24 protein-coding genes and 1 pseudogene are annotated in these 26,865 nt (G+C 65.5%); 3 read left to right on the top strand and 22 right to left on the bottom strand.

The annotated features are described in order from the left end of the window. On the top strand, nt 1–452 hold a 452-nt coding region (locus O1Q03_RS24685), incomplete at its 5' end, for a Csu type fimbrial protein (RefSeq protein ID WP_269506639.1). A gap of 72 nt (nt 453–524) precedes the next feature. Then, complete coding sequence (locus O1Q03_RS24680) at nt 525–1,103, top strand: hypothetical protein (protein ID WP_269506638.1); 579 nt, start codon at nt 525–527, stop codon at nt 1,101–1,103. Nucleotides 1,104–1,354: 251 nt separating this feature from the next. Here the strand turns inward: O1Q03_RS24680 and tssF are convergent, their stop codons facing one another. The 22 genes and pseudogenes from tssF to flgB all read right to left on the bottom strand — a co-directional run bounded on the left by tssF (nt 1,355) and on the right by flgB (nt 25,344). After that, nucleotides 1,355–3,232 carry a type VI secretion system baseplate subunit TssF gene (tssF, locus tag O1Q03_RS24675; RefSeq protein ID WP_269506637.1) on the bottom strand — a complete coding sequence of 626 codons (1,878 nt, stop codon included), beginning with the start codon at nt 3,230–3,232 and terminating at the stop codon, nt 1,355–1,357. Nucleotides 3,233–3,526: 294 nt separating this feature from the next. Beyond that, nucleotides 3,527–3,787: a PAAR domain-containing protein gene (locus tag O1Q03_RS24670; protein WP_269506636.1), complete on the bottom strand. Its 261-nt coding sequence runs from the start codon at nt 3,785–3,787 to the stop codon at nt 3,527–3,529. After that, nucleotides 3,784–4,458, bottom strand: coding sequence for a hypothetical protein (locus O1Q03_RS24665; RefSeq protein WP_269506635.1), 675 nt, complete (start codon nt 4,456–4,458; stop codon nt 3,784–3,786). Before O1Q03_RS24665 ends, O1Q03_RS24670 begins: the two co-directional genes overlap by 4 nt. A 286-nt stretch (nt 4,459–4,744) precedes the next feature. After that, entirely contained in the window at nt 4,745–5,833 is a 1,089-nt protein-coding gene (locus O1Q03_RS24660; protein ID WP_269506634.1) for a DUF6708 domain-containing protein, read from the bottom strand. Between the two features lie 3 nt (nt 5,834–5,836). Then, nucleotides 5,837–7,363, bottom strand: a pseudogene (locus O1Q03_RS24655) (T6SS effector BTH_I2691 family protein); the annotation flags it as partial. Then, nucleotides 7,303–7,989: a T6SS effector BTH_I2691 family protein gene (locus tag O1Q03_RS24650; protein ID WP_269506632.1), complete on the bottom strand. Its 687-nt coding sequence runs from the start codon at nt 7,987–7,989 to the stop codon at nt 7,303–7,305. The pseudogene O1Q03_RS24655 and the gene O1Q03_RS24650, both read right to left, overlap by 61 nt. Before the next feature lie 44 nt (nt 7,990–8,033). Further along, complete coding sequence (locus O1Q03_RS24645; RefSeq protein WP_269506631.1) at nt 8,034–8,762, bottom strand: DUF4123 domain-containing protein; 729 nt, start codon at nt 8,760–8,762, stop codon at nt 8,034–8,036. A gap of 25 nt (nt 8,763–8,787) precedes the next feature. After that, complete coding sequence (locus O1Q03_RS24640) at nt 8,788–9,462, bottom strand: DUF2345 domain-containing protein (RefSeq protein ID WP_269506630.1); 675 nt, start codon at nt 9,460–9,462, stop codon at nt 8,788–8,790. A gap of 14 nt (nt 9,463–9,476) precedes the next feature. Beyond that, a complete protein-coding gene (locus O1Q03_RS24635) occupies nt 9,477–11,192 on the bottom strand; it encodes a type VI secretion system Vgr family protein (protein ID WP_269506628.1) in 1,716 nt (571 codons plus the stop codon). Between the two features lie 590 nt (nt 11,193–11,782). Beyond that, on the bottom strand, nt 11,783–13,090 hold the full coding sequence (locus O1Q03_RS24630) for a solute carrier family 23 protein (RefSeq protein ID WP_269506627.1): 1,308 nt from the start codon (nt 13,088–13,090) through the stop codon (nt 11,783–11,785). A gap of 263 nt (nt 13,091–13,353) precedes the next feature. Next, nucleotides 13,354–14,604 (bottom strand): flagellar hook-associated protein FlgL, encoded by a 1,251-nt coding sequence (gene flgL / locus O1Q03_RS24625; RefSeq protein WP_269506626.1) that lies wholly within the window; start codon nt 14,602–14,604, stop codon nt 13,354–13,356. Between the two features lie 17 nt (nt 14,605–14,621). Next, entirely contained in the window at nt 14,622–16,604 is a 1,983-nt protein-coding gene (flgK, locus tag O1Q03_RS24620) for a flagellar hook-associated protein FlgK (protein WP_269506624.1), read from the bottom strand. 193 nt (nt 16,605–16,797) lie between these two features. Next, a complete protein-coding gene (locus O1Q03_RS24615) occupies nt 16,798–17,553 on the bottom strand; it encodes a flagellar brake protein (RefSeq protein WP_269506623.1) in 756 nt (251 codons plus the stop codon). 234 nt (nt 17,554–17,787) lie between these two features. Continuing rightward, nucleotides 17,788–18,816 carry a flagellar assembly peptidoglycan hydrolase FlgJ gene (flgJ, locus tag O1Q03_RS24610; RefSeq protein WP_269506622.1) on the bottom strand — a complete coding sequence of 343 codons (1,029 nt, stop codon included), beginning with the start codon at nt 18,814–18,816 and terminating at the stop codon, nt 17,788–17,790. Further along, nucleotides 18,817–20,013: a flagellar basal body P-ring protein FlgI gene (locus O1Q03_RS24605; protein WP_442865834.1), complete on the bottom strand. Its 1,197-nt coding sequence runs from the start codon at nt 20,011–20,013 to the stop codon at nt 18,817–18,819. Further along, on the bottom strand, nt 20,013–20,702 hold the full coding sequence (flgH, locus tag O1Q03_RS24600) for a flagellar basal body L-ring protein FlgH (protein ID WP_269506620.1): 690 nt from the start codon (nt 20,700–20,702) through the stop codon (nt 20,013–20,015). Before flgH ends, O1Q03_RS24605 begins: the two co-directional genes overlap by 1 nt. A gap of 21 nt (nt 20,703–20,723) precedes the next feature. After that, on the bottom strand, nt 20,724–21,512 hold the full coding sequence (gene flgG / locus O1Q03_RS24595; RefSeq protein WP_269506619.1) for a flagellar basal-body rod protein FlgG: 789 nt from the start codon (nt 21,510–21,512) through the stop codon (nt 20,724–20,726). 34 nt (nt 21,513–21,546) lie between these two features. Further along, the gene (gene flgF, locus O1Q03_RS24590) at nt 21,547–22,305 is read right to left on the bottom strand and encodes a flagellar basal-body rod protein FlgF (protein ID WP_269506618.1); all 759 of its coding nucleotides are present in this window, start codon (nt 22,303–22,305) and stop codon (nt 21,547–21,549) included. A gap of 20 nt (nt 22,306–22,325) precedes the next feature. Next, entirely contained in the window at nt 22,326–23,567 is a 1,242-nt protein-coding gene (gene flgE / locus O1Q03_RS24585) for a flagellar hook protein FlgE (RefSeq protein WP_269506617.1), read from the bottom strand. A 27-nt stretch (nt 23,568–23,594) separates the two neighbouring features. Next, nucleotides 23,595–24,341, bottom strand: coding sequence for a flagellar hook assembly protein FlgD (locus O1Q03_RS24580; protein WP_269506616.1), 747 nt, complete (start codon nt 24,339–24,341; stop codon nt 23,595–23,597). Nucleotides 24,342–24,391: 50 nt separating this feature from the next. Continuing rightward, the gene (gene flgC / locus O1Q03_RS24575) at nt 24,392–24,817 is read right to left on the bottom strand and encodes a flagellar basal body rod protein FlgC (protein WP_269506615.1); all 426 of its coding nucleotides are present in this window, start codon (nt 24,815–24,817) and stop codon (nt 24,392–24,394) included. Between the two features lie 38 nt (nt 24,818–24,855). Further along, on the bottom strand, nt 24,856–25,344 hold the full coding sequence (flgB, locus tag O1Q03_RS24570) for a flagellar basal body rod protein FlgB (RefSeq protein WP_269506614.1): 489 nt from the start codon (nt 25,342–25,344) through the stop codon (nt 24,856–24,858). A gap of 204 nt (nt 25,345–25,548) precedes the next feature. Here flgB and flgA point away from each other — a divergent pair, with 204 nt between their 5' ends. Beyond that, the gene (gene flgA, locus O1Q03_RS24565) at nt 25,549–26,769 is read left to right on the top strand and encodes a flagellar basal body P-ring formation chaperone FlgA (protein ID WP_269506613.1); all 1,221 of its coding nucleotides are present in this window, start codon (nt 25,549–25,551) and stop codon (nt 26,767–26,769) included. Nucleotides 26,770–26,865: the final 96 nt, after the last annotated feature.

Below are 26,865 nucleotides of genomic sequence, written 5' to 3'. Positions count from 1 at the left end.
CGCTCGCCGCGTTGGCGGCCGGCGCCGCCGGGCTGGTCGCGCCGCCCGCGCGCGCGGCGACGACCTGCACGATGAACGCGCCGTCGTCGATGGTTTTCGGCACGTACGACACGATCAACCCGGCCACGTCCGCCGTCACGATCTCGGTCAACTGCACCGGCAGCGGCAACGCGACGCCGACCATCACCGCGAGCACGGGCGGCGGCACCTTCGCGAACCGCGTGATGACGCGCACCGGCGACACGCGGACGCTCGGCTACAACCTGTATCTCGACAGCGCGCACACGTCGATCTGGGGCGACGGCACGAGCGGCACGTCGGCGATCTCGTGGGGCAAGATCACGAGCGGCGGCACGTTCAACGCGACCGTATACGGATTGATCCGCGGCGGCCAGAACGTCGTGCCGGGAAGCTATGCAGACGGCAACATCATGATCCTGTTCAACTACTAGGCGGGCCGGCGGCGCATGCGTTGCGTGCGCCGCCGTCGGTCGCCATCACGGACTCGGACAACGGGGGCAGACATGAACCGAACCCAGACAGCGAGCGCCACCGCAGCGCGGTGTGCCCGACGCGGACTGACCGGCACGGGATCTCTCGCGCTCGCGCATGGCGCCGGCCGCGCGCGCGGGCTGCTGGTCGCGCTGTCGATCGCGCTCGTCGGCGCGGCACCCGGCCCGAGCGCCGCGAAGCAGGTCAGCCGGTCGGTGCAGGTCGGCACGACGGTCCAGGCGTATGCGCGGCTCAACGCGACCAATCCGTCGAAGCTCGTGATCGCGAACAAGGACACGAGCATCGGCTACGTGGCCGTGTCGAACGCGAACAACCCGTCGGGGACCGCGCTCGCGGTCCAGACCAACGACCGGGCCGGCTACACGGTGCGCGTACAGGTTGCCGCCGCGAGCCTGTCGCAGTTCAGTTCGATCGAGATCAGCGGCTTCGGCGGCAAGGTGGTGCTGCCGGGCACGGGCGGCACGATCAACGTGCCGTATACGGCGCTGAACACGACGTTCACGCTCAGCTATCGTTTCGTGTTCGCGCCGAAGGCGAAGGACGGGACCTTTGCATGGCCGCTGACGTTTTCGGTACAGCCGAATCCGTGACGCTTGCGCTGCCGGCCCCACCGCGGCTCACACCTGGTGGATCGCGCCGGGCGCGCCGGCGGACGATCCGCTCGTCGCGCAGTTCTGTGCGTGGTTGCAGGCGCAGTCGAATACGGGCGCGTAATTCACGTACAACGACTGGCACGCGCAACGACGGGCGGCGTTGCACCGGCCGCCCGGATCAGATGACACGCCGCCGAGCCCCGGGCCCGGACCGCACCGACCTTCGGCAGAAGGCCGCACGATCGCGCTTAGATCAGAGGCTGCATGCCGGGCGTTGCGGCGCCTCGCGTCAGTTCCTGGCCGGTCTGCGCCGAACGGATCACCAGTTGAACATAGCTGTTCATCGGCCCGTATGGCGCGAAGAACCGTTCGAGCAGTTTCGTGAGCACGACTAGACTCACTTCTCGCGATGCGGTCTCGTCGAACGACAGCGTGATTTCGATGCCGCGCACGAACGACGGGAACTGACTATCCAGCGACATCCATTTGATCGCCGGCTTGTAGTCCAGATTGGTGATCGCGTCGATGCAGCGCTGCGAGAATGGCGTCGTGCTCACCGCATGGAGCCGCAGGAATGCTTTCAGGCCCGCCAACCCGTCCCGCGTCAGGTCCAGCGGATGCTGCGACAACGTCGACAACACGCGCCACAACGCACCGTTGCCGCGCGACAGCTCGGCCGGCAGCGTCGGCCGAGTGATCAACTGGATCGGACAATCCAGTGTCTTGCTTTCGAGCAGCAAGTCGCCCACCGGATTGCCGATAGGCAAACGCGCTGGCAAGTCGCGATTCGTCACCGTCGTCACCACATCGATTTGCGGCAGCTTCGGCCGGGCCGACTGCCCATCCAGTCCGACCAGCGACAGCATCATGGTTTGACGACCGGGCGATCCCGCGTCGCGATCACGAAACGCAACCCAATAGACCGCGCTCGGATCAGGGCGAGGATCGTGATTGAGCGCCTGATAGGGCAGCACCACGGTTCTGGGCCGATCACTGTCGAGCGATACGTCCTCGTTTTTATCCTTGTTCTTCGACAACGCGCCCAGATAGACCGCGTCGACCGAATACACGCCGAGCGGCGAATGTTTCGTCAGTCGCTTGGGCTGAACCGGATAGGCATCGTGCCCCTTCAACACAATGGGCTGGGCCGGTTGTGAGAAGAGATTCACGACGGGCGTGCAGAATAGCTTGAACGCCGTTGCGTCGAGCGACGCGAGCGCCTGCGCAACGACCGAATCGGCGGGCGTATCGCGCAATACGACATGCAAGGTCAGCTCCCGAGCATCTGGCGCGCTTGCTGCGCGCCGCACGCGCCCCAGATCGAGGTCGACGAAATCGAACAACTCGGGAAACGCGAAGTACTCCAGTAAGTAGCCGTAGGTAGTCGCGGTGCGGCTGGCGGTTCGGCTGTCCGGCAGCAAGCGTTCGTTATCGGCGAAACCGACCGGCTGGAACGGCACTTTCGATAGCGCCCGCCAGCGTCCGCATTGATCGGCCTCAACGTATGCGGCGGCCGCGCGCAACAGCAAGGCGTCCAGCAGCGACGAGACCAACGGCCGTTCGCCCGCAAGGTAGACACGGATGGGGCCGTTCGGAATAGCCGCCGTGAACGGCCCGGCGGCCGACGTGAAGCTGATCGACAGCACGCCAGTTGCGCCGGCGGGCAATCTCACGGCCGACGGCGCCAGCGTCGTCGGCGCATATCGTGCGGACCCGATTTGCAATGGCGAGATGGTCACGTCGTAGGCCGACCGGAATCGCACCGGGGCTGTGCGGGCATTCAACGCCACGCCGCGCGGCACGACGACTGGGTCCGTCAGTTGACCGACGATCGCCCGTGGTTCGAATCGGGCAATCGCACACGATGGCACCGTGCGCAGATAATGCGGGTGGACAACCTCGAGCAGCGCCTCGGTAAATTCGGGATAGTCGTCGGCCAGCTTCGAATCGAGGTGCGCGGCAAGAAATGAAAAGGTCTGAATCAGACGCGTCACATGCGGATCGTCGGTCCCGCCGCTCTGGATGCCGAGCCGGGCGGCGATCTTCGGATAGCGGATCGCGAAATCGCCCAACGCCCGCGCGAACAACCCGAGTTCGTATTCGTAATGCGACAGCAGGTGATCCATTCAGCTACCGTCCCTGTCGGTCGGGACGCACGAGCGTCGGGCCGACGAAGATAAGTTTGCGCAATGTCGCTTGCGGGCCGCAGGTTGCTTCCGGAGTAGCGTGATCGAGTCCATCGCCGCACCGGCGTCGTGACCGCCGGCCATTAACCATGTCGCGAATCCGGTCGACCGGTCGTTCTGGAAAATCGCGATCGGCTCGATGTCGCCGGCTTTTTTCCGGCGGATGGGTGGCGATGCGCCCGTCAATGCTGTTTCCGTCATTCGATTCACTGACCTGCTCATGCGCGATGCCTCTTATTCAAGCGACGAAATCAGCCGCGCGCCGCATTCAGTCAAGTCGTCGTGGAAGGCGACCGGTGTACCGTGATGGTTGCGGGTACTGTTTTGCGGGATGATCCTGAACTGTCCGCCGCACTTCGGGCACCATGTCAGGTGATCCTCCAGCGCGACCGGTACACCCAGCGCCGTCAAATCGTCGCTTGCGGTAATCACTTCGCCGCCGTGGGTCGTCTTGTCGTGCAAGCGGATCACGCCGCGTCCGTTTTCATCCTTCATGACGATTGCATTTCTTGAGACGTGCCGGTAGCGGATCGCCCCACGGCAGAATAGAACGCGCGGAAGCACATCCGATAAGCCAAGCCCGCTCCGGCAAGGACAATAATCGTCAGCCTTCCAGACATCGCATTAATGTTGTCAAGCACGTTGCCAATCGCGTGCAGCGCTCCATATGCCAGCAGCGAAATAGATGCCATCGCTGCGATCGAGGCTCCCAGCCAACGCCAGCCGTGCAGTCGCCCGAGATTACGAGGCAATCCGGATCGTGTGCCCACATAGACTATCGCTGCTGGAACGACAACCATGCCAATGCAGTTCAGCATGATGAGATTGAAATCGTCGTCAACGTAGTTGACCAACATGTACACAATTTGTGGAGCGAACGTCAACAGTACACAGGCAAACAGCCAGGCCGCGAGCCCGGCGATACGCCTCGCCACATTACCGGACGGGATGACGGGTAAGACATCGTTGCGCAACAAGTGCGTAACGAGCAGCCATGCCAGCCAGGCGACGAGCGAATAAAGCATCGCGCTCAGTGGGGCAACGATCGCCAACATGAGCCTCAGATAGGCCGGGGTGTCGCTCAAGCTTCGCATCAGCGCCTGGAATAGAAAACCCTGCCCAAACTGCCAGCCGATCAGGCATGCCCCATAAATTGCCAGAAGCAATGCGGGGCGACGGAACGCGAATTGGCCACGCCGTTCCCCGTGCAATTGCACGATCAGAAAAACCAGCCCCGTTCGAAATACCAGGTTTGCCGATAAAAGCGATTAGTCGCATGGCCAATACGTCATCGGATAGCGAAGACGCTTTCAGAAAGTAGAGGCTGTATAGAAACGGCGCAGTGGTAACGACCGCTGCAACGGACGCGGCCACCTTTGGCAACGAGACGACGCGAGCTTGTGTATTCATTTCGATTCCGATGGTGCCGACGATGTCACGACTTCCGCGGCGTCATGATGCGTCTCGCCGCGCGCTTGAAACTCCGGTTGGGTTTTTTAGCCAGGCGGCCGCGTACTTGAGGCCATCCGGCTCGCTCGTCCAGTTCGGGACTCGCGCATGATCGTCGTCCGGATAGTCGCCGCGTTGCTGGGCCAATACTGTCGCGGCCCAGCCGACCGGCGTGCTTCCGCGGGGTTCTGCATAGGGGTCGTCAGGGGCAACCGTAGAAAGGCGCGCGATCGCCTGCGGCCAGACCGGCGCACGGCACGTCACGTTCGCCATCATCCGCATGACGGTGAACGTCAGGACTGCGGGCATCGCAATCAGCCGCATGAACAGCGGCACGTTCATACCGAAGTTGTACAACGCGAACAAGAATGATTCTCGCGGTGTTTCATGCTGGGTATGGAACAGCATAGGCTTCGGCAGATTACGCGGGCCGTCATTCATGTACTGACACCAGTAGTTCCATTGCGCCAGCGCCAGTCGGGCCTGCGAACTGGTCCACTCACGACCGATCGAGAATACCCGCGTCACGTTGCCTTTGTCGTCCAACGTGTAGTGCCGAATGTGAAACACCGTACCGAAAGGTGTGACTTCTTGATGCATGCAAAAGATCGCATCATCGTTCCACGGTGCTTCCCACACGACATCGCCTTCGCCAGACTTCGCCAAGAACCGCCGGGCGCGAATCAAATAGAGCGTACGCGAGGCACGGTGGAACCGTATCGGTCGGTAGAGCAGGCCAAAAAACAACCCCCTGCCGAGATTCCAGACGATCGAACCAAACAGTATTACAGGAAGAATTGCTAGACCGTTGAATATGAACATCCAAAAGGCTGGGGCTGGGTCGCTATGTGTGAGGATATAAACATACGGGCCAATTCCCATCGCCAAAAAGGCAATCAAAACCGCCATAAGCGCCCATTGCCTATCCAGAAACCCAGGATCGATAACATCCATGAACGTGGAGTTGATGGTAAAGACCGTTCCGAGATCCTTGATTTCCGGGCCAGCCGGCTGGCTAATCGACAGGCGGTGAGCCTGATCCCATTCGGGGATCGGAGCACCGACACACTTCTTCATCAAGCGCTCGTCCATGCGTCAATCTCCCATTGCGGAATTGAAGGCTTTTAACTCTTCGTCCATGGTGTGATAGCCCGGCGTCTTACTGAATTTGCACCGCAATATCCAATCATTAATAGCCGCCGATTTGAAATACACGATCACGAACCCGATCACAATGGAAATCACCAGAATCGGCCAGAGAGGCGGCATCCAAGCGGCGATGAACGGCACCGCCGAAAGAAGTGGGGAGAGCGCAATATATACTCCGAGAGTCCCACCGACCACATAGAGAGCGGTCAGCCCGTACTCCTTGTTCCCGTATGCTTCCGGAGCGTTTTTAAACAGGTCGTAGCATGAGAGGATGACGCCCGCAACGGCCCCGGACCATCGACCGACCTTGGCGGTGACTTCAGCCGTATCGTGATTGAACCAAGCCCAATGTTTCATCAGGAATGCCGAGAGCGGGTGCTCGGGGGCCTTGGCGACGGTTTCGGATACTGTCTCGACGAGGTTGCCAATGATCGAGACGACCGCGCCAGAAAGTTTGAGCAGGGTTTCGTTATAGTTAAAGCGATCGCTGCCGTCGAAATCCTTGTACGCGAATCGCAGCGTGGCGAGCTGGAAGATCGCGGTGGCAATCCCTTGATTGAATTCGACGGGCGACGACGAACCCAGCCATTTGCGGGTCAACTCCACGCCCGGAAGCTTGATCGCTTTGACCTCGCTGGCGTCCAGCTTGCCCGACCTCACCCATGCTTCGGTATCGATCGCATACGCGAACACAGCCGGATTGGAAGGCGGCGCAGCCTTAAAGACCTCACGACGGATATTCGCTGCAGCGGCCTGCCGCTCTAGCCGGTCGCCGTCCATATTCAAGCCCAGCGCGTCGCCCTGCTTGAACACCCAGTTGCGCATCTCGGCCGGCGTGATGTGGGCGGCCTTGATCGACACGCCCGCATGCAACGACAGCCGGATCGTCGCGAAACCGATGGCCGCGCCTTTCCCGCCCTGGGCCAGTACATTGACGATCGTATTGGCAGTCGTCACGACGAGCCGATCGCGCAGATTCGCCGCATTCCCCAGTTTCTCGATCTGCTTGAAGGCTTCCTTATACAGGTTCAGGATGTTTCCGTACTGAATGTCCGAGCCGTGTACTTGCGCATCGGCCGCCTTCATCAAGGTTTCCTGATTGAACATCAGCGCACGCACGTACAGATTACGAACGTCCGATGCCTGACCGTTCAACCATTCATTGAGCACTTTCTGGCACGCTTCGGTGCCCGCCGCAGCGCCGATCGACTGCGCACACGACTCGCTGTATGCGTAGCCGCTGCGCAGATCCTTCGTGTCGTGATTGCCGGCCATCCAGTCGGACAACAGCGCCGATTTGAGCCAGTCGGCGTGGGCCAGCACAAGCGGCGCCCACTTCGGCTTGAACGCATCGAGTGCGCGGGGATACTCGTTGTCGCGAAACCGTTCGAGCGCTTGGGTATCAATCACGGTTACGGGTTTACCGTCAGGGCCGATCTGCGGCTTGCCGTCCGGCCCCTTCTTGTAATACGCCTCGCCCCATGCTTCGTCGGCGGATTCGTTCGCCGCATCGCGAAGTGCGCGATCTTGCTGCGCGTCGCCTGAAACTCACCCGTGTCGGCCGCGCTGCCGGCGATCATCGCTGGAACGTTGATGCACTGCATATGCAGCTTGCGCCACGCAGGATCGCCGATCTTGTTAAAGACCAGATCCCGGGTCCAGCGCACGTTGGACCAGCCGATCCAAAGGTTCGTGGCTTCATCACTGCCGGGGGTATGCTGGACGCTCACGCAACGGCCAAAGGACTCGGGAGCCATGTCGCTGGACGGGCATATACCTTGGGTCACATTGTTCTCGGCCGCATTGCCGGGTGGCGGCACGATGCTGGGCGCGAACTGGTACAGCACACCATCGTCCAGCACCATGAAGGCGCGCAGTTTCTTGCGCTTCTCGTCATAGGTGTACAGATAACCCTGTCGCAGCGATCGCAGCGTGTATTTGGCCGTCGCAACGGCCTGCGGAGCGCGACTGTCGATTCGAAAGTTGCCGGACAGCGCGGGCGCTTTGGCCGCACCGCGCGGGCACGCAATGGCGTAGCGGACGGGGTAGATCAACAGTGAGTCGCGATCGCAAATCGGACAGCCTGGGATGGTCGCCATAATGTGATCCTTTAGCCTCGAAATATTCGTATTGGGACGCCGTGTTATTCGGCTAGCAAATCTCGCTGTACGCGCTGTACCGCGTATTCCACCAGCGCATCGGTACTCGCGACATCTCGATCGGCCATCGCATTCAACGTCTGGTCGATCGCAGCCGGCAAGCGCGCGGCTTGACCAAGCGTTAGGGCGGGCAATCGCTGACGCACCTGCTCGACCACTTCGCTGCGATCGAGGCGCGGCCATTGGTCCGGGCGAGGCCAACCGATCAGTTGGTCGTCCAGTTCGGTTTTCATTTCCGGCATGGCTACTGACCAGCGGTAACCCGCCCACGCAAACTGCCAGGCGTCGATCGGACCGAGCAGAACGTGACGCTGGTCCGGTTCGAGGACGGCGAGCGTCAGGCCGAGAACGCGCGGATCGTAATACCGCCAGAACACGATGCGGCCATGCGCGCCAGGGCCAACCAAATGCCGGGCGATATGCTCGCTCACCGCATCGGCGCTGGCTTCGGTATCGAGCCACGCGCATGCGACCGGCGGCCGCTCGGTCGTGACTTCCTCTTGCCACCGCGCCAGCGCGATCTCCTGGCCTTGCGCATCGAGCGCCGCGAGATCGATCAAGTGCGGCATCAATTCTTCACGATGGGCCAGCACACGCGGCGTACACGGACGCATATCAAGGGCTGCAAGGTCCGGCGTGTGGACGAGCATGGTGGGCTCAACCAGCAGAAAGCCCCGCATCGGCGGCGCGGCGGATTCGTCGACAGGAAGCATGAGAGTAGTAGCAGCCTTCATTGGCTTAGGAGAGAGCGACCGACGCCCGCCCGCTCTGCGCGGCGTCCTGCGCAACCGGCGCGCACAGATCGGAACCCGGGAACTTGGCCGGCACGCTCTGCGGCCCCACCGTATCGTGGCTACCCGCATGAATCTTGTTCTCACCGGGCGTGTAACCGACGATGCCCTTTGCACTGACCTCGAACTGACTGTTGCCGGCCGTCAAGCGAATGCCCTGCTTCGCAGTGATGTTGATCCAGTTCGTCGTGCTGATGATCGACAGGACCTTCTTCGCCAGCAGCTCCAGCTCGTCGTTTTCCGCATGCACCTGCACCTTGCCGCTCGCCGCGATCAGCTTCATGCCCATCTTGTGGACGAACAGCGAGAACTTGTCCGATACGCTGGCGAAGAACGACTTGCCCGTCGCGACCGACATGTTTTCTCCGGCCGTGACGGCCACGTGCTGGCCGCCGGCGACGTGCGCCGTCGCGGGCGTCGTGACGGCAATGCCGGCGGCGCCGGCCAGCAACAAATGCGCTTCGTCGAGTTCGGGGAAATCGCCCTTGCCCCTACTGCCCGTCGCGCCCGCACCCTGGATGCCATCCACTTGCGATTTCAGTGCCTCAGCAATCGGCGTCTGGTCAGCTCCGTTGTCCTGCGCCTGATAGTGCTGCGCGAGCTTGGCCGATTGCGCATGCAACGTTTGCGCTTTGGTCAGCCGCGATGCCGGTTCGCTAACGTCCGACAGATGCCCTGCGCAGCAGGACGCACCTCGGTGCTGATTACCATGCCCTTGCCGGTGCGGATCGCGCCCACCTCATCGGTACGCAGCTCGAAGCCCTCGCCACGAGCGTCCTTGCGCCCCTGCCAATCCTCGATCCGGGTGATCTTGCCGAGCGAGAGTTGGCTCGCCGCATGGTCGGACCGAAGTTGCGCCTGAATGGCGTTCGCCGTATCGTCGAAAACCAGGTGATTGCTGCGGCCGAACGATGCATTGCCGTCCGCACCGTTCAGCTCCCGGCTGCGAATGCCCATCAGTGCATGCTCGTCCGGCAGCTTCCACGACGGTACGTTGCGCGCGTTCATCACGCGGCCCGTGATGATGGGAGGGTCAGGATTGCCGTCGAGCCATTGCACGATGACTTCGGAACCGATACGGGGCAGCGCTGCCATCCCCTGGCCGCCGCCGGCCCAGCCGCTCGCGACCCGCACCCATGCCGAATACTTGCCGTCGCGATCCCAATGGAATTGAACGAGCACGCGGCCGTGTTCGTCGGTATGAATGCTCGTGCCGGTCTGGCCGACGACGGTCGCAGTCTGCGGCGCGAGGATCTTCGTGTCGACGCTGTTGAAGCCACGCCCGGGCCGCCACGGGGTTGCCCTCGGAACACACGTGAACGCATTGCGGTATTCCGCCAGCACCCCCGTGTCCTGCAAATAGTTGTTGGTCGCCACGTGCCGGACCGCGATGATCAGGTATTCGTCGTCGCTCTGATCGCGGCTCAGCGCCGAGCCGTAACGGTCCGTCAGCCGGAACCAGCGCCCCGGCTGCACGAAGCGATTGTTGCCCTTCGCATCGAAGTGCTTGATCGTCGCTTCGATTTCCTCCATCCGGCGATTGACGACCTGATAGCCGTGCTCCATGTTCCGATAGCCGTACGCGCCGGCGTACTCGTTCCATTCGAGTTGCGGCAGCGCAGCTTCCGGGCTCGACAGGCTCGTTTGAACGTGCGTCGGCGTCGGGGTCTTGAAATCGAAACGGGATAGTTCCGCATGCGTCGACGTGGTCTGCTGGAATGGGGACCAGCTCAGAATGCTGTCCGATTCCTCTGCACCCATGCCATTGTGGAAGCGGATTTCGTGAACCTTGCCATCGATCGCCAGCGCGGGACGCGACGGGTCGGAAACGGTCAATATGTGCGACGTGGCAGTGTGCTCGTACCAGTACAGGTAGCCCGCGTGCTCCCAGCGCCGATGAACGTAGTTGTGGTCGTCTTCGTCGAACTGACAGGCCATCGTCATCCGCGGATCGTCTTCGCCGACGTGCCAAGCCCAGTCCGGCAACACGCCGTAGTCCTGAAAAACCGTCGCTGTCTGGTCGTGCAGGTTCTGGTCGAGGAACAGGCGATTGTGCTGGCTGTACTTCAGGTAACGCAGCCACGGACCCACGTGCGCCTCGTAAAAGACCCAACCGCCGTCCGTGCGAACGTGCCGAAACGCGAAGATATGGCCGTTGAAATATCGCTGGCTTCCGTCGCCGCGCACCAGACTGATCGTGACGCACTTGCCGATGAAATCGTTCGGTGCAAGGTGATCGTTATCCGACAGCAGTTCGATCTTGTACGCGAAATCCTTCGATAACGCTTCAACCGCCTCGAATGCGTTAGGCAGCAGGATTTTGCAAGGCGCGTCATCGTCCGGAAAGCTCATTTTCACTTGCCGGTTGTGCTGCGGGCCCAGCGCAAGGTCTCTCAGGGCTTGTGCCGTGTTCTGCATTGTTCTTGTCCTTCGATCCGAGCGCGAAATGCCGCCGGGCCGCCCGTGCACCCTGGAATACGTCTGCAACGCGGGGCTGGCCGTGCTCGTGCCCGTCCCGACGTGCAGCGACAAGGTCAGACGTATACCACCAAGCGGCTCGAAGGCACACGGTGAAAACTAGCTGGAATATTGAACGAATGCCGGCCGCGGATAGCGGAAACGAACGCCACATGAGCCGAAACCGCGTTGTTCATCGCGGCGAGGAATCAACGACCTCACATCCGACATCGTTACCAATTGTGAAGTCACAAACCGCGACCCACGACGGCAACTGAGGAATTTTCACGTGACGTGACAGCGTACGGAAGGTATGCGAGCCACATAGCACCACGACGATTCCGGCGCAATGTTGCTCTCGACAGCGGCTTGCGTCCGTTGGCAGCGAATCAGCCCTTGTGCGGGTGCTTTCGATATACCTGCACGGCCGTAGGCGTCCGGGCGAAGGCCCGGACGCGGGCGGCATTGCACCGCCCGCTCCCGAATCACACCACCGGCCCCGGTTCCTTTTCCTTGCGCAGGATCGCGTACAGGATGATCGCGCCGAACGTCGCGGTGCCGATCCCGCCGAGCCCGAAGCCGCCGATCTTCAGCGAGAAGTCGCCGGCGCCGAGCACGAGCGTGACGGCCGCGACGATCAGGTTGCGGTTGTCGGAGAAGTCGACCTTGTTGACGACCCAGATCCGCGCGCCCGTCACCGCGATCAGCCCGAACACCACGATCGACACGCCGCCGAGCACCGGGCCCGGAATCGTCTGGATCACCGCGCCGAACTTCGGCGAGAAGCCGAGCCCGATCGCGATCAGCGCGGCGACCGCGAACACCAGCGTCGAATAGATCCGCGTGACGGCCATCACGCCGATGTTCTCCGCGTAGGTGGTCACGCCCGTGCCGCCGACGCTGCCGGATACGATCGTCGCGAGCCCGTCGCCGATGAACGCGCGGCCGACGTAGCGGTCGAGGTTGGTGCCCGTCATCGCGCTGACGGCCTTGATGTGGCCGAGGTTCTCCGCGACCAGGATCACCGCGATCGGCGCGAGCATCAGCATCGCGTGCGGATCGAACACCGGCGTACGGAAGCTCGGCACCCCGAACCACGCGGCCTGCGCGACGATCGCGAAATCGATCGGCTTGCCGAGACCCATCCCGTTGGTCGCGATCGCGTAGATCACGTACGCGATCACGAGCCCGACGAGAATCAGCAGGCGCTGCATCATCCCGCGCGCGAACACCGCGACGCCGCCGACGCACAGCACCGTGACGAGCGCCATCACCGACTCGAAGGTCGAGCCCGACACGCCCTTGACGGCGATCGGCGCGAGGTTCAGCCCGATCACCGCGACCACCGCGCCGGTCACGACGGGCGGCATCAGCGTCTCGATCCAGCGCGTGCCGATCGCCTGCACCAGCGCGCCGAGCGCGACGTACACGACGCCGCACGCGATGATCCCGCCGAGCGCGACCGGGATGTTCGGGTTCGGTCCGCTGCCACCGTAGCCGGTCACCGCGATCACCAGGCCGATGAACGCGAAGCTCGAGCCGAGGTAGCTCGGCACGCGGCCGCCGACCAGCACGAAGAACAGCAGCGTGCCGATGCCCGACATGAAGATGCACAGGTTCGGATCGAAGCCCATCAGCAGCGGCGCGAGCACGGTCGAGCCGAACATCGCGACGACGTGCTGCACGCCCATCGCGATCATCTGCGGCCACGCCAGACGCTCGTCGGGGCCGACCACGCGCGATGCCGCGCCGGTCGATTGCACCCGCCAGCGCGGGAAGTAGGAATCGGACATGGGGAAAAGAGGCTCCTGTCGGTCGCCGGCTGCGGACGGTGCGCCGGTCTGGAATCTGGCGCGAGTTTACGGAGCGGAAATGGGGCTGGCAAGCGCGAACCGTCGATGCAACGGCCGTGTCTGCCGGAGGATGGCGTGGCACGGCCGCAAGCTTGCAGCGGGAGTGGATGGCGGCCACCGGCGCCCACCGGCGGCCGATGGCCGCCGAACGATGCGCGGCCCGACGTAAGCGAACGCTCACATCGCGTCGGCCGCCGCGGGCATCACGAATTGATGTACTGGAACAGCGACAGGTTCTGCAGTTGCGCGTAGGCCTTCTGCGCGCCCGACAGCGCATTCTGCATCTGCAGGAACTGGCTGATGGTCGACACCATGTTGGTGCTCGTCAGATCCGACAGGTCGTTGGTGATCTGCAGCGAATTGTTCTGGTTCACCGCCTGCATCGCCTGGATTTCCTGCTCGCGGCCGCCGACCGACGCCTGCACGGTGAGGATGTTCGTCATCGTGTTGTTCAGCTTGGTCGTGCCGGTCGTCATCGTGTTCGCGAGCGCGGCGGCGGCGGACGTATCGCTGGCGATCGGCGTCTTCAGCGCGGCGATCATCGTGTCGAGCGTGGCGAACACGTCGGTGCCGGCCTGCGGCGCGGGCGTGACCGTGAACGTGTCGCCCGCGGCCGGCGTACCCGACACCGGCACCGTCAGGCCGTTGCCGAGCGCGATCGCGCCGCCTTCCGAATACGGCTGCGGCTGGGTCTCGCTCGACGGCCCGATCGTGTTGTCGGTCACCGTATAGGTCGGCGCATCGGCCGTGCCGCCGAACGTGATCGTGAATGGGTGGCCGTTGGTCGCCGCCGCCGGGTTCGTGATCGACACCGCGCCGATCGTACCGGTGCCGGCGTTGCCCGTGCCCGTCGCGCCCGTGCCGGCGGCCGGCACCGGCAGGCTGCCGAGCATCGGCACCGACATGAACACGCTGGCGCCGCTGTCGCCCTGCGAAATCGAGCGCGTGTCGGCGATCTGCACGTCGCGCGTGCCGCTGTCGCCGCTGTATACCGCGCCGCCGCCCGGCGCGTTCGAGAACGGCGCCGACGTCGACTGCGTGCCCGCGAACAGATAGTTGCCCGCGCCGTCGGCGGTATTCGCGAGCGTCATCAGCTGGTCGCGATAGCCCTGCAGCTGGGTCGCGATCGCCGAGCGGTCGCTGTCGGACAGCGAGCCGTCGCCGGCCTGCATGACTTTCGAATGGATGCTGTTCAGCAGGTCGTTCACGCTCGTCAGCGTCTGGTCTTCCTTCTGGAGCGACGAAAGCGCGACGGTCTGGTTCGTGGCGTACTGCGACAGCGTCGCCGAGCTCATCGACAGCTGCACCGCCTGCGCGGCGCCGAGCGGGTTGTCGGCGGGCGTGGACAGGCTCACGCCGCTCGAAATCTGCTGGTACAGCTGCGCGAGCTGCGCCTGCTGGTCGCCCATCTGCGCGACGTTGAGCTGGTAAAACTGGGAAGTGGAAATCCGCATCGCTTCGATCCCCGGAATCAGTTGAACAGGCCGAGCACGGTCTGGAACAGCGTCGCGGCCGTCTGGATGACCTTCGCGTTGGCCTGGTAGAGCTGCTGGTACTGCATCAGGTTCGCCGCTTCCTCGTTCTGGTTCACGCCCGACACCGACTGCTGCGCGTTCGTGATCTGGCCGACGAGCGACGTCTGCGCGGCGCTCGACGACTTCAGCTGGCTCGCCGAGTTGCCGATGGCGTTCACGTAGCCGGCGTATGCACCGGTCAGCGTGGTCGAGCCGTTGCCGAACGATCTCGTGCTGACGATCTTCGACAGCGCGAGCGCGTTGGAACCGTCGTTCGTGCCGCCCGCGTACGGCCCGATCCTGAACGAATCGCCGTTCGCCGGCGTGCCCGCCAGCGACACGGTCACGCCGTTCATCGCGCCCGGCGCGCTGCCCGACATCGTCAGCGTCGCGCCCACGGACGGGTCGTACGGCACCTGCGTCTTGCCGTCGACGATCTGCACCGTCTGGGGCGGCGTGCTGCCGATCGTCACCGTGGTGCCGGCCGGGAAGCCCGACAGCGACTTGGTCGACGCGTCGTAGGTCAGCGTGGTCGACGGCACCTGGTAGCCGGCGCCCACCCCGCCCTGCTTGATGGTGGCGGTACCCGAGTTCGTCGTGGCGGGCGACGCGACCACCGGCGACGCGGCCGCGATCGCCGAGCCGCTCGACGTCGCGAGCGCGAAGCCGTCCAGCGCGCCGCGCGTCGGCAGCACGGTGAACTGGTCGCCGGCATTCATCTGCGTGCCGTTCGCGAACGAGAAGTCCAGCCCGCCGAGCGATGCCGGCATCGACTTCGACTGCCCGAGCACCGTGCCGCTCGCGCGATCGGTCAGCGTGTAGTTCGTGCCGTCGTACGACAGCGTGTAGTCGCTCGTGGTCGGCTGCGACGCAGCGGCGAACGACACGCTCAGCGACGCATTGCCCGTATTGCCCTGGTTCGCGTAGACGGCCGGGTCCGGGACGGTGAACAGCTTGCCGCCCGGCATGCCCGACAGGTCGACGCCGAGCGCGTTCTGCCCGTTGACCTGCGCGGCGAAGCTGGTCGCGATCGCGCCGAGCTGCGCCTGCGCCGGGTCGAGCGTCTGGTTGCGGAACGCGAGCAGGCCGCCGAGCGTGCCGCCCGACAGCGACGCATCCGACAGCGTCTGGTTCGGGCCCTGCGGATTGGCGCCGGCAATGCCCTGCGACACGACGGTCAGCTCGCTCGGATCGGACGACGACGCCACGGTCGCGAGCTGGTAACTCTTGTCGGCGACGACGAGCGGCTGGCCGCCCGCGAGGAACACGCTGTAGCCGCTGTCGTTGCGCACCACCTGCACGCCGGCGAGGCCCGACAGGTTCGACAGCGCGAGATCGCGCTGGTCCATCAGCTGGTTCGGCGGCTGCCCCTGGCTGTTCGCGGCCGTGATCTGCTGGTTCAGCTGCGCGATCTGCGCGCTGTACGTGTTGATCTGCGACACCGTGCTGGTGAGCTGCGTATTCACGCTCTGGCGCAGCGCGTCGTACTGCTGGCCGGCCGCCGTGATCTGGTCGGCGAGCGTCTGCGCGTTGCTCATCGCGGTCTGCCGCACCGACGGATCGGACGCATTGTTCGCGACGCCCTGCAGCCCGGTGAAGTAGTTGGTGATCGCGGTCGAGATCCCGGCCGTCGGGCTGCCGACGTAGTTGTTCAGCTGCGCGACGAGCGAATACCAGGTCGACAGCGCGCCGCTCTGCGACTGCGCGCTGTTCAGCTGGTCGTTCAGGTACTGGCTGTACTGCCGCTGCACGGTAACGGTGTTCACGCCCTGCGGCATGTAGCCGCTCGACGTGTACTGGCCGCTCGCTTCGGCATACACGGGACGCTCGACCGAATAGCCCGGCGTCGCGGCGTTGCTGATGTTCTGGCCGGTCGTCGTGAGGCCCCAGAGTGCGGCATTCAGGCCGCTGACGCCGAGGTTCAAGAGAGAGTTGGACATGCGCGATCCTGATGAGCCGGCCGGGCTGCGCCCGCCGGGTTGCGTGACTCCCGGTATAACGGCCGCCGAGCGGAAAAATTGAGGAAAAAATGCACGCGCGACGCGCAGGCGCGCGTCGCGTTCGGGGAGACCGGCGGGCGCTGGAAACGCCCGGTGTGAAAGCGGCCCGCGCAGGCGGCCGGCCGCGCGCGCGTCAGGCCCGCGCGAGCGAGCGCCGCTTCATTTCGAGCTGCGTGATCAGCCGCTGCAGCGTGTTTTCCGCGCTGCCCGGCAGCGACATGAAGCGAAAACCGAGCTGGTAGCGCCGCGAGCCGTTCGGCATCTGGGTCGAACGCTGCGACACGAGGCACAGGTCGAGCGACAGCCGGCCGTGGCCGGTCAGTTCGAGCTCGACTTCCGGCAGCACGGTGCCGACCTCGAGCGCCTCGACACGCTCGTCGGCCGTGCGCAGGCCGACGCCGCCGAGCGACAGGTTGTGCACCTCGAACACGAAGCCCTCGCCGTTCGGCAGCCTGCCGCGGCACAGGAACGGATCGATCACCGGCGCATCGACACGGAAATACTCGCGGCGCTGGATGCACACGAGCACGTCGGGAAAGTCGGCGACGAACGCGGGCAGCCCCTCGTAGCGCGTCTCGCGCGGCGTGCCCGTGGCGAATTCGACGCGCACGCCTTCCGGCGCGGCCGAGAACGTGCAGTGCGACGCGGCCAGGATGCCGGCATTCTGCTCGGACAGCGCGCCCCAGTCGAACGTGAACGTGCGCGCACCGACGTCGACTTCGAGCAGGCGCGTGACAAGCTGGCCGCCCGGATACTGGACGGTCAGGAAATCGCCGCGGTTCACGAGGTTGCGCAGCTGCACGCCGATCTCCAGCGGATTGCGGCGGGCGTAATCGGGCCCGGAGTGGCCCGCATCCTGACTCGGCGCGGACGACGTTTCGATATTCATGGGTAGCCGGTTTTCTTGTCATGGGCGCCCGGGGCAACCGGTGCGCAGTAAAACCGGGCCAGAACATCGGCCCGGTTGCTGATCTCACACACTTAGCGGCAGTGCTCAACGAAAGTTTAGATCGAATTGCGCCTTTTTTTCGCGCAAACGTTGAAACCGCGCGCGGCGGGCGGCCGGGCGCGGTCCGAAGGACGACGGGCGGGCGGCAGACCGGTTCCGGCACGCCGCGCCCGCTCAGCCGATCTGCTGCATGATCGAGATCAGCTTCTTCGCGTAATTCGGGTCGGTCGCGTAGCCGGCCTTCTGCATGCCGTGCGCGAAGCCTTCGACGCTGCGGCTCGCGCTCAGCACGCCCGCGTAGCGCGGATTGTTCTTCAGCAGGTTCGCGTAGTCGGTCATCGCATGCTCGTACGAATCGTACGCGCGGAACTTCGCGACGACGCGGCGCGGCGTGCCGTTCACGTATTCGGTCGTCAGCGCCGACACCGTGCGGCCCGTCCAGCCCTTGTTCGCCTTGATGCCGAACACGTTGTAGCTGGTCGAGCCGTCGCTCGCGCGGATCTCGCGCTTGCCCCAGCCCGATTCGAGCGCGGCCTGGCCGACGATGAAGCGCGCCGGGATGCCGGTCGTCGCGCTCGCCGCCTGCGCCGGTCCGGCGAGCCGGTCGACGAATGCGTCGGCGTCCTGCACGCCGCTCGCACCCTTGACCGGCGGCGTCAGCGCGCTGCCGGCCGAGTAGCCGCGCGCGCCGGCGAGCGCGCCGTTGTTGGCCGCGTTCGCGTAGGCCCTGGCCATCGCGTTCATCGCGGCGAGGCTGCCTTCGTTGCCCGACACGCCTGAGCCGGCCGCGCCTGAGCCGGCCGCGCCTGAGCCGGCCGCGCCCAGCCCCGCCGCGCCCAACCCGGCGACGCCGACGTCGGCCGCCGACTCGCTGCCCGCGCCCTGCCCCGCGTTGCGCAGCAGCTGCTTCATCAGCGCGTCGGCGACGCCGATCCCGCGCGTCGACATCTGCTGCGCGAGCTGCTGGTCGAGCATCGACGTGTACATCTTCGACGTGTGCGAATCGAGCAGCCCGCCGTCGGGCGTCGCGTCGCGCATGCTCTTGAGCATCATCTGCGTGAACATCGCGTCGAACTGGCCGGCGACCGCCTTCGCGCCGGCCTGCGGCGACTGTTTCGCCTGCGCGCGCAGCGCATCGAAGCCCTGCACGTCGAGCGCGAAGCGCTGCGTGAGATCGTTCGCGTTCGGAAGGTTCGCCGCCATTTAGATCACCTCCAGGTCGGCGCGCAACGCACCGGCCGCCTTCATCGCCTGCAGGATCGACATCAGGTCCGCCGGCGTCGCGCCGAGCGTGTTCAGCGCCTTCACGACGTCGGCGAGGTTCGCGCCGGCCGTCACCATCTTCAGCGCGCCGTTGTCCTGCTTCAGCTGGATCTGCGACTGCTGCGCGACCACCGTCTGCCCGTTCGAGAACGGCCCCGGCTGCGACACCACCGGCTGCGTGTTGACGACCACCGACAGGTTGCCGTGCGCGACCGCGCAGCTTTGCAGCGTGACCATCTGGTTCATCACGATCGAGCCCGTGCGCGCGTTCAGGATCACCTTCGCGGCAGCCTTGTCCGGGCTCACGTCGAGGTTCTGCAGGCGCGCCATGAACGCGACCTGCTGCGCGGAATCCGCCGGCGCGGCGAGCTGGATCGTGCGGCCGTCGAGCGCCGTCGCGGTGCCGGGGCCGAAGCTCGCGTTGACCGCGGACACGATCCGCTGCGCGGTGCCGTAATCCATGTCGTTCAGTTGCAGCTGCAGCACGCCGTTCATCTGCGCGACCGCGTTCGGCACCGCGCGCTCGACGATCGCGCCGCCGACGATCCGGCCGGCCGCGAGCTGGTTCACCTGCACGCGGCTGCCGTTCGCGCTGGCGCCCGCGCCGCCCACCGCCATGTTGCCCTGCGCAAGCGCATACACCTGCCCGTCCGCGCCCTTCAGCGGCGTGAGCAGCAGCGTGCCGCCGCGCAGGCTCTTCGCATTGCCGAGCGACGACACGGTCACGTCGAGCGCCTCGCCCGGCCGCGCGAACGGCGGCAGCGTGGCGGTCACCATCACGGCCGCGACGTTCTTCAGCTGCATGTTGTTCAGCGACGACGGGCCGCCGTTGGCCGAACCGTTGTTGATCGAGATGCCGAGGTTCGCGAGCATGTTCGCGAGCGTCTGCGTGGTGAACGGCGTCTGCATCGTCTGGTCGCCGGTGCCGTCGAGGCCGACGACGAGGCCATAGCCGATCAGCGGGTTGTCGCGCACGCCCTGGATCTGCACGAGGTCCTTCAGGCGCTCGGCGTGCGCGGGCGCCGCGCCGAACGCGCATGCGACCAGCGCGACCGCGGCGGCGCCCCGCACGATGCGCTGCGCGCGGCGCGACAGGCTCGCGGACACGCGACGAAATACGGTGTTCTGCATCGTCATCACCACGGCGCGATGTTGAGGAAGAAGCGCTGCAGCCAGCCCATCGTCTCGGCTTCGTTGATGTAGCCCTTCGACGAGTATTCGATCTTCGCGTCGGCGACCTGCGTCGAATAGACCGAGTTCGCGCCCGAGATCGTGTTCGGGTTGACGACCCCCGAGAAGCGCACGAATTCGTTGCCCTGGTTGATCAGCATCTGCTTTTCGCCGCTGACCACGAGGTTGCCGTTCGGCAGCACGTTGGTGACGGTCACCGTGATCGTGCCGTTGAACGTGTTCGCGGCGCTGGCGCCGCCCGTCGCCGCGAACTTGTTGTTGCCCGCCGCCGACAGGTTCGCCTTCGCGAACAGCCCGCCGAGGAAGCCGGCCGTCGGCACGTTGAAGTCGGTGTTGCCCTGCCGGTTGGTGTTCGCGCCCGACGACTTGGTCGCGTTGATGTTCTCCGCGATCATGATCGTCAGGATGTCGCCGATGTTGCGCGGGCGCTGGTCCTCGAACAGCGGTCGCCCCGCGTAGCCGGGGTTGTAGATCGAGCCGGGCGCCTGCATCGACATCGGCGTCGGCGGCTGCGCCGTCATCGGCTGCTGGATGATCGGATCGCGCGGAATCTGCGCGCAACCGGCGAGCGCCGCCACCGCGACCGCGCACGCGGCGCGGACGGAGGCTGACGGGAGAAGGCGAACCTGCTTCATGGCGACGACGGGGCTTTCCGGTTAGCTCTTCATCTGCGTGACGGTCTGCAGCATCTGGTCGGACGTCGTCACGGCCTTGCTGTTGATCTCGTACGCACGCTGGGTCTGGATCATGTTGACGAGCTCCTGCACGACGTTCACGTTCGACGCCTCGACATAGCCCTGGTTGAGCACGCCCGCGCCGTTCAGGCCCGGTTGCGACACGTTCGGCGCGCCCGACGACGTCGTTTCCGCGAACAGGTTCTCGCCCTTCGCTTCGAGGCCGGTCGGGTTGATGAAGGTCGCGATCTGCAGCGAGCCGATCTGCACGGCGTTGCTGGAACCCGGCTGCGTGACCGACACGACGCCGTCCTTGCCGATCGTCAGCGACGTCGCGTTCTGCGGCACCGTGATCGCCGGCAGGATCTGGTAGCCGCTCGACGTGACGAGCTGGCCCTGCGCGTTGGTCTGGAACGAGCCGTCGCGCGTGTATGCGTTCGTGCCGTCCGGCATCAGCACCTGGAAGAAGCCCGCGCCGTTGATCGCGACGTCCTTCGAGTTGCCGGTCTGCGTGAGGCTGCCCTGCGTGTACAGGCGCTCGGTCGCGACCTGCTGCACGCCGGTGCCGAGCTGCAGGCCCGACGGCAGTTCGGTCTGCTGCGTCGAGTTCGCGCCCGGCTGGCGGATCGTCTGGTACAGCAGATCCTCGAACACCGCGCGCGACGCCTTGAAGCCGTTCGTGCTGGTGTTCGCGAGGTTGTTCGAGATCACGTCCATCTGCGCCTGCTGCGCATTCATGCCGGTAGCGGCGATGTAGAGCGAACGGTTCATTTTTCAGGTCTCCTGCTTTGGCTGGCGCGGGCGCTCAGCTGAAATTGAGCAGCTGGTTCGCCGACTGCTCGTTCTGGTCGGCCGTCTGGATCAGCTTCGACTGAAGCTGGAACGCGCGCGCGTTGTCGATCATCGCGACCATCGCGGTCACCGGGTTCACGTTGCTGCCTTCGAGCGAATTCGGCGTGACGACCACGCTCGGGTCGCTGTCGGCCGGATTGCCGTCGGCGGTGCGGAACAGCCCGTCGTTGCCGCGCGTGAGCGTGGCCGGATCGGGATTGACGAGCTTCATCTGGTCGACGATCGCGACCGCCGTCGGCGGGTCGCCCGGCATCAGCGCGGACACCGTGCCGTCCTTGCCGATCGTCACTTCCGCGTTCGGCGGCACCGAGATCGGGCCGCCGTTGCCGATCACCGGCAGGTTGCTCGCGTTCACGAGCTGGCCGTTTTCATCGACGTGCAGGTTGCCCGCGCGCGTGTACGCCTCGCTGCCGTCGGCCGTCTGCACGGACAGCCAGCCGGCGCCCTGCACCGCGACGTCGAGCGGGTTGCCGGTGCGCGTAATCGGACCCGGTGTGTAGTCCGCACCGGGCGTCGACGCGAGCACGTAGGTACGCGTGGTCGTCGGGTCGACGTTGCTGCCGTCGCCGAAATTCATCGGCACCGCGCGATAGGTCGCGAGCTGCGCGCGAAAACCCGTCGTCGATGCATTCGCGAGGTTGTTCGCGACGATCGCCTGCTGGTCGAGCGACTGCGACGCGCCCGTCATCGCCGTGTAGATCAGTCGGTCCATGGCTGCCGGTTATCCGCGCGTTACAGGTTGATGAGCGTCTGGTCGACGGTCTGCTGCGTCTTGATCGTCTGCGCGTTCGCCTGGTAGTTGCGCTGCGCGGTGATCAGGTTGACGAGCTGCGACGTCAGGTCGACGTTCGAGTTCTCGAGCGCGCTGCCCTGCAGCGAACCGTGGTTCGTGGTGCCCGGCGCGGAGATCTGCGGCACGCCCGACGCGGCGCTTTCCGCATACTGGTTGCCGCCGAGGCTGACCAGCCCGTTCGGGTTGTTGAAGTTCGCGAGCGCGATCTGGCCGAGCACCGCCGTCTGGCCGTTCGAGTAGTTGCCCGTCAGCTTGCCGTCGTTGCCGATCGAGTAGGTCGTCAGCGTGCCGCTCGCGTAGCCGTCCTGCGCGAGGTTGTTCACGCCGTCCTTGCCGCCGTACTGCGTGGTGCCCGTCAGGTCGAGCGTGATGGACTGCGGCGTCTTCGAGCCGTCCGTGTTCGGCACGGCGAACTGGAACTGGCCGAGCGACATGGCCGGCGCGGCCGGATCAGCGGGCGTCGTGCTCGCGATCGCGCCCGACGCGTCGAACTTGACCGTGCCGAGATCCGTCGGGGCGCTGCCCTGCACGCCCGCGTAGGCCTCCCACGTACCGGCGGCCGATTTCACGAAGTACATGCTGACGGCCTGCGAGCCGCCGAGCGAGTCATACACCTGGATCGACGTCGAGTAGTTGTACGTCGTGTTGTCCGCCGGATCGATCGGCGACTTCGCCGGCGTCGTATCCTGCGAGTTCAGGTTGAACTGGGCGGAGATCTTGGTCGTCTGGGTCGGCGCGATGTTGGTCGTCGGCGCCTGCAGCGCGACCGTCTGCGACGTGTTGATCACGCCGTTCTTGTCGGCGGCATAGCCCATCAGGTTCATGCCCTGCGCGTTGACGATGTAGCCGTTCTTGTCGCGCTGGAACGTGCCGTCGCGCGTGTACGTCATCACGCCGTTGTTCGACATCTGGAAGAAGCCGTTGCCGTTGATCGCGACGTCGAGCGACGAGCTCGTCGTGTTGATCGCGCCCTGGCTGAACTGCTGCTGCACCGATGCGAGCGACGTGCCGATCCCGATCTGCGTGTTGAGCGACGTCGCGATCGAGTTCGCGTACACGTCGGTGAACTGCGCGGTGCTCGACTTGAAGCCGACCGTGTTCGCGTTCGCGATGTTGTTGCCGATCACGTCCAGCGCGTTCGATGCGCCGGCGAGGCCGCTCAGACCCTGTTGATAACCCATTTCGGTCTCCGTTTCGAGAAATCTGGATCAGTTGGTAGTGGTGCCGCCGGACGACGAAGACGACGTGGTGTTCGGGTAGATCGACGCGACCTGGGTGAGCCCCACGGTCGTGCCGTTCGACAGCATGAGCCCGGCGGTCCCGTCCGCCTGCTTGATCACGCTTTGCACCTGCGCGGCCGCGAGCGTCGTCGCGCTCTGCTGCGTGCCGGTGCTGTCGATGTACGTCGCGCTGACCGTATACGCGCCGTCGGGCAGCGTGTTGCCGGCCGCGTCGGTCGGCGTCCAGTTGAACGGCACGGTGCCGGCCGACTGCGCGCCCGCCTTGATCGTGTTGACCACCGCGCCCGAGCTGTTCTTCACGGTGATGGTGAGGTTCGACACGTCCTTCGCGAGCGACACGCCGAACGGCGACGACGCGCCGCCCTTCACCGCGACGCTGTTGCCCGGCGCGAGCACGTTCGTGCCGATCAGGAGCGCGGCCTGCGTCTGCTGGCCGGCCGCGAGCTGCGTCGACAGCGACGACAGCGACGTGTTCAGCTGCGCAATGCCGCTCACCGTGTTGATCTGCGCGAGCTGCGACGTCATCTGCGAACTGTCGACGGGGCTCGTCGGATCCTGGTTCTGCAGCTGCGTGACGAGCAGCTTCAGGAACGTCGACTGCAGGTCGCTCGCCGACGTGCCGGTGCTCGACACGTTGTTGGTGTTCATCGTATCGGTCGGCAACGTCGACACGTTGGTGCCGTTGCCGCCGATCGTCGTGCTGGTGGATGTCATCCTGGGTGGCCTTCTGTCGGAACTCTCGGGTCTGTCAGGTCGCGCGCGGCTCAGGAGCCGATCGTCAGCGTCTTGAGCATCAGCGTCTTCGCGGTGTTCAGCGTCTCGACGTTCGCCTGGTACGAGCGCGACGCCGAAATCATGTTCACCATTTCCTGCACCGGGTCGACGTTCGGCATCTGCACGTAGCCGTTCGCGTCGGCGGCCGGGTTCGCCGGGTCGTAGGTCGACTTCATCGGCGACGGGTCGTCCACCACCTTCGACACGCGCACGCCGCCCACGCCCTGGCCGGACGCCGTGCGCGCGCCGCCGAGCGGGTCGGTTTCGAACACGACCTGCTTGGCCTTGTACGGCTTGCCGTCGGGGCCGGTCGCGCTGTCGGCGTTCGCGAGGTTCGACGCGGTGACGTTCAGGCGCTGCGATTGCGCGGCCAGCGCCGAACCGGCGACGCCGAAGATGTTCATCAACGAGGGCATGGAGGTTCCTTGTGCTCGGGTTCCGAAGCGGCGCGCGCTTACGAGTTCGTCGAGATCGCGGCGATCATCGCCTTGATCTGCTGGGTCATCACGGTCATTCCGGTTTCGTAGTGCAGCGCGTTGTCCGCGAACTGCACGCGCTCGACGTCGAGATCGACCGTGTTGCCGTCGAGCGACGGCTGCAGCGGCATCCGGTACTGCGCGCGACCGTAGTCGTCGGCCGGGCCGCCGGTCGGAATCAGCTTCGCGGCGCCGGCCATGTGGCCGGGCGCCGTGGACGCCATCGTCATCCCGCTCGTCACGCCGGCCGGCTGCGCCATCGGCAGCTGCGCGGCGTTGCTCGGCGCGACGCCGCCGTCCGCCTGCTTCAGCGAGCGCGCGAGCGTCGACGCGAAATTGACGTCGCGGGCCTGGTAGCCCGGCGTGTCGGCGTTCGCGATGTTCGACGACAGCAGTTCCTGCCGGTAGGCGCGCACGTCGAGCGCCTGCCGGCCGAACGCGAATTCGGCATCGAGTTTGTCCAGCATGTGTGCGTCTCTCCGTATGAAGCGCTGCACGCCCGTCGGGCCGGATGGCGACCCAAGGGGCTTTTTTCCATGACAGCGATGGTAGGCGGCGCGCGCAATCGGCAATCGGGCGAATAACGCGGCAAAGGCCCCCTCTATTCATCGTTTGCGCGGCGGCCCCGCTCCCTAGAATGCGAAGCGGATCAACGGATCGAGGACACGGCGATGACGGGCAGCGCACTTCGCGGGAACGATCGGCGCGGCGCACGCGTGCCGCGTGCGTTCGTGCTCGCCGCGGCGCTGTGGGTCGCCGTGCCGGCCGCGCACGCGGACGACGGGATGATCGTGATTCCCGGACGCGGCGAGACGGCCGAAGCCGCGCTCGCGCATGCGAGCGCGGCGAGTGGCGGGCAGTTCGGCGGGAATACGGCGAATGCCGGCAGCGGAGCGGGCGTCGCGGTCGAAACGGCGGGGAATGGCTACCGGGCGGCGACTGGGATCGGTGGGGCCGGGGCCGGATCTGGAGCTGGGACCGGCTACGCGATGCAACAAGGTAGCGCGACGGTCGCGACGAGCCCGTCGCTCGCGTCCACCTACGTGGCGCCGCGCGCGAGCGCCGGTTATGGCAACGCGCCACGCACCGCCGATGCGGCCGACGTCGCGACAGTCGTCGCCGGCGCGGCCGAGCCCGCGTCGAACGCGGCGTGGCCCGCGCGACAGCCGGCAACCGCCGCACGCGCCGCCGCGGCGCCGCGCGCGCCGACCATTTCCGCCAATGCCACCAACGCCGCCGCTACCGCTACCCATCCCGCCCCGCTGCCGGGCCAGCAAGACCCCGAAGCGATCCGGCGCACGGCCCTCGCGTTCCTGCAGCAGCAGATCGCCGGCCTGCCGGGCAAGACGACCGCGACCGTCGCGACCGCGTTTCCGCGCGGGCTCGCCGCGTGCACGACGCTCGAACCGTTCCTGCCGACCGGCGCGCGCCTGTGGGGCCGCACGACGGTGGGCGTGCGCTGCGCGGGCGAGCGGCCGTGGACCGTCTATCTGCAGGCGAAGGTCACGGTGCAGGCCACCTATTACGTCGCCGCGCGGCAGATCACGCCCGGCGAGCCGCTCACTGCCGCCGACCTCGTCGCACGCGACGGCGATCTGACGGTGCTGCCGCTCGCGGTGATCACCGATCCCGCGCAGGCGGTCGGTGCGACCGCGCTCGCGCGCATCTCGGCCGGGCTGCCGCTGCGCCAGGACATGCTGAAGAGCGCGGCGTCGGTGTCGGCCGGCCAGACAGTGCGGGTGGTCGCAGCCGGGCCCGGCTTCACGATTTCGGCCGAGGGCAGCGCGCTCGCGAATGCGGCGCCGGGCCAGTCGGTGCGCGTCAGGATGGCGGCGGGCCAGATCGTGACGGCGATCGTCAAGGACGCCGGCACCGTCGAGATTCCGTTGTAGGGACGGATGGCCGCGCAAGATTGCAAAGAATTGTTTATTCGAAGAATTTCGGGCTTGCGATGCTAAAGTTCGGGCCGGCCCGGCCGTTATCTGGGT

This window comes from Burkholderia sp. IMCC1007, from assembly GCF_027257875.1.
Lineage (GTDB): Bacteria > Pseudomonadota > Gammaproteobacteria > Burkholderiales > Burkholderiaceae > Burkholderia.
Note: the sequence above shows the minus strand (reverse complement) of the source record. Positions and strands in the feature narration are given on the sequence as shown.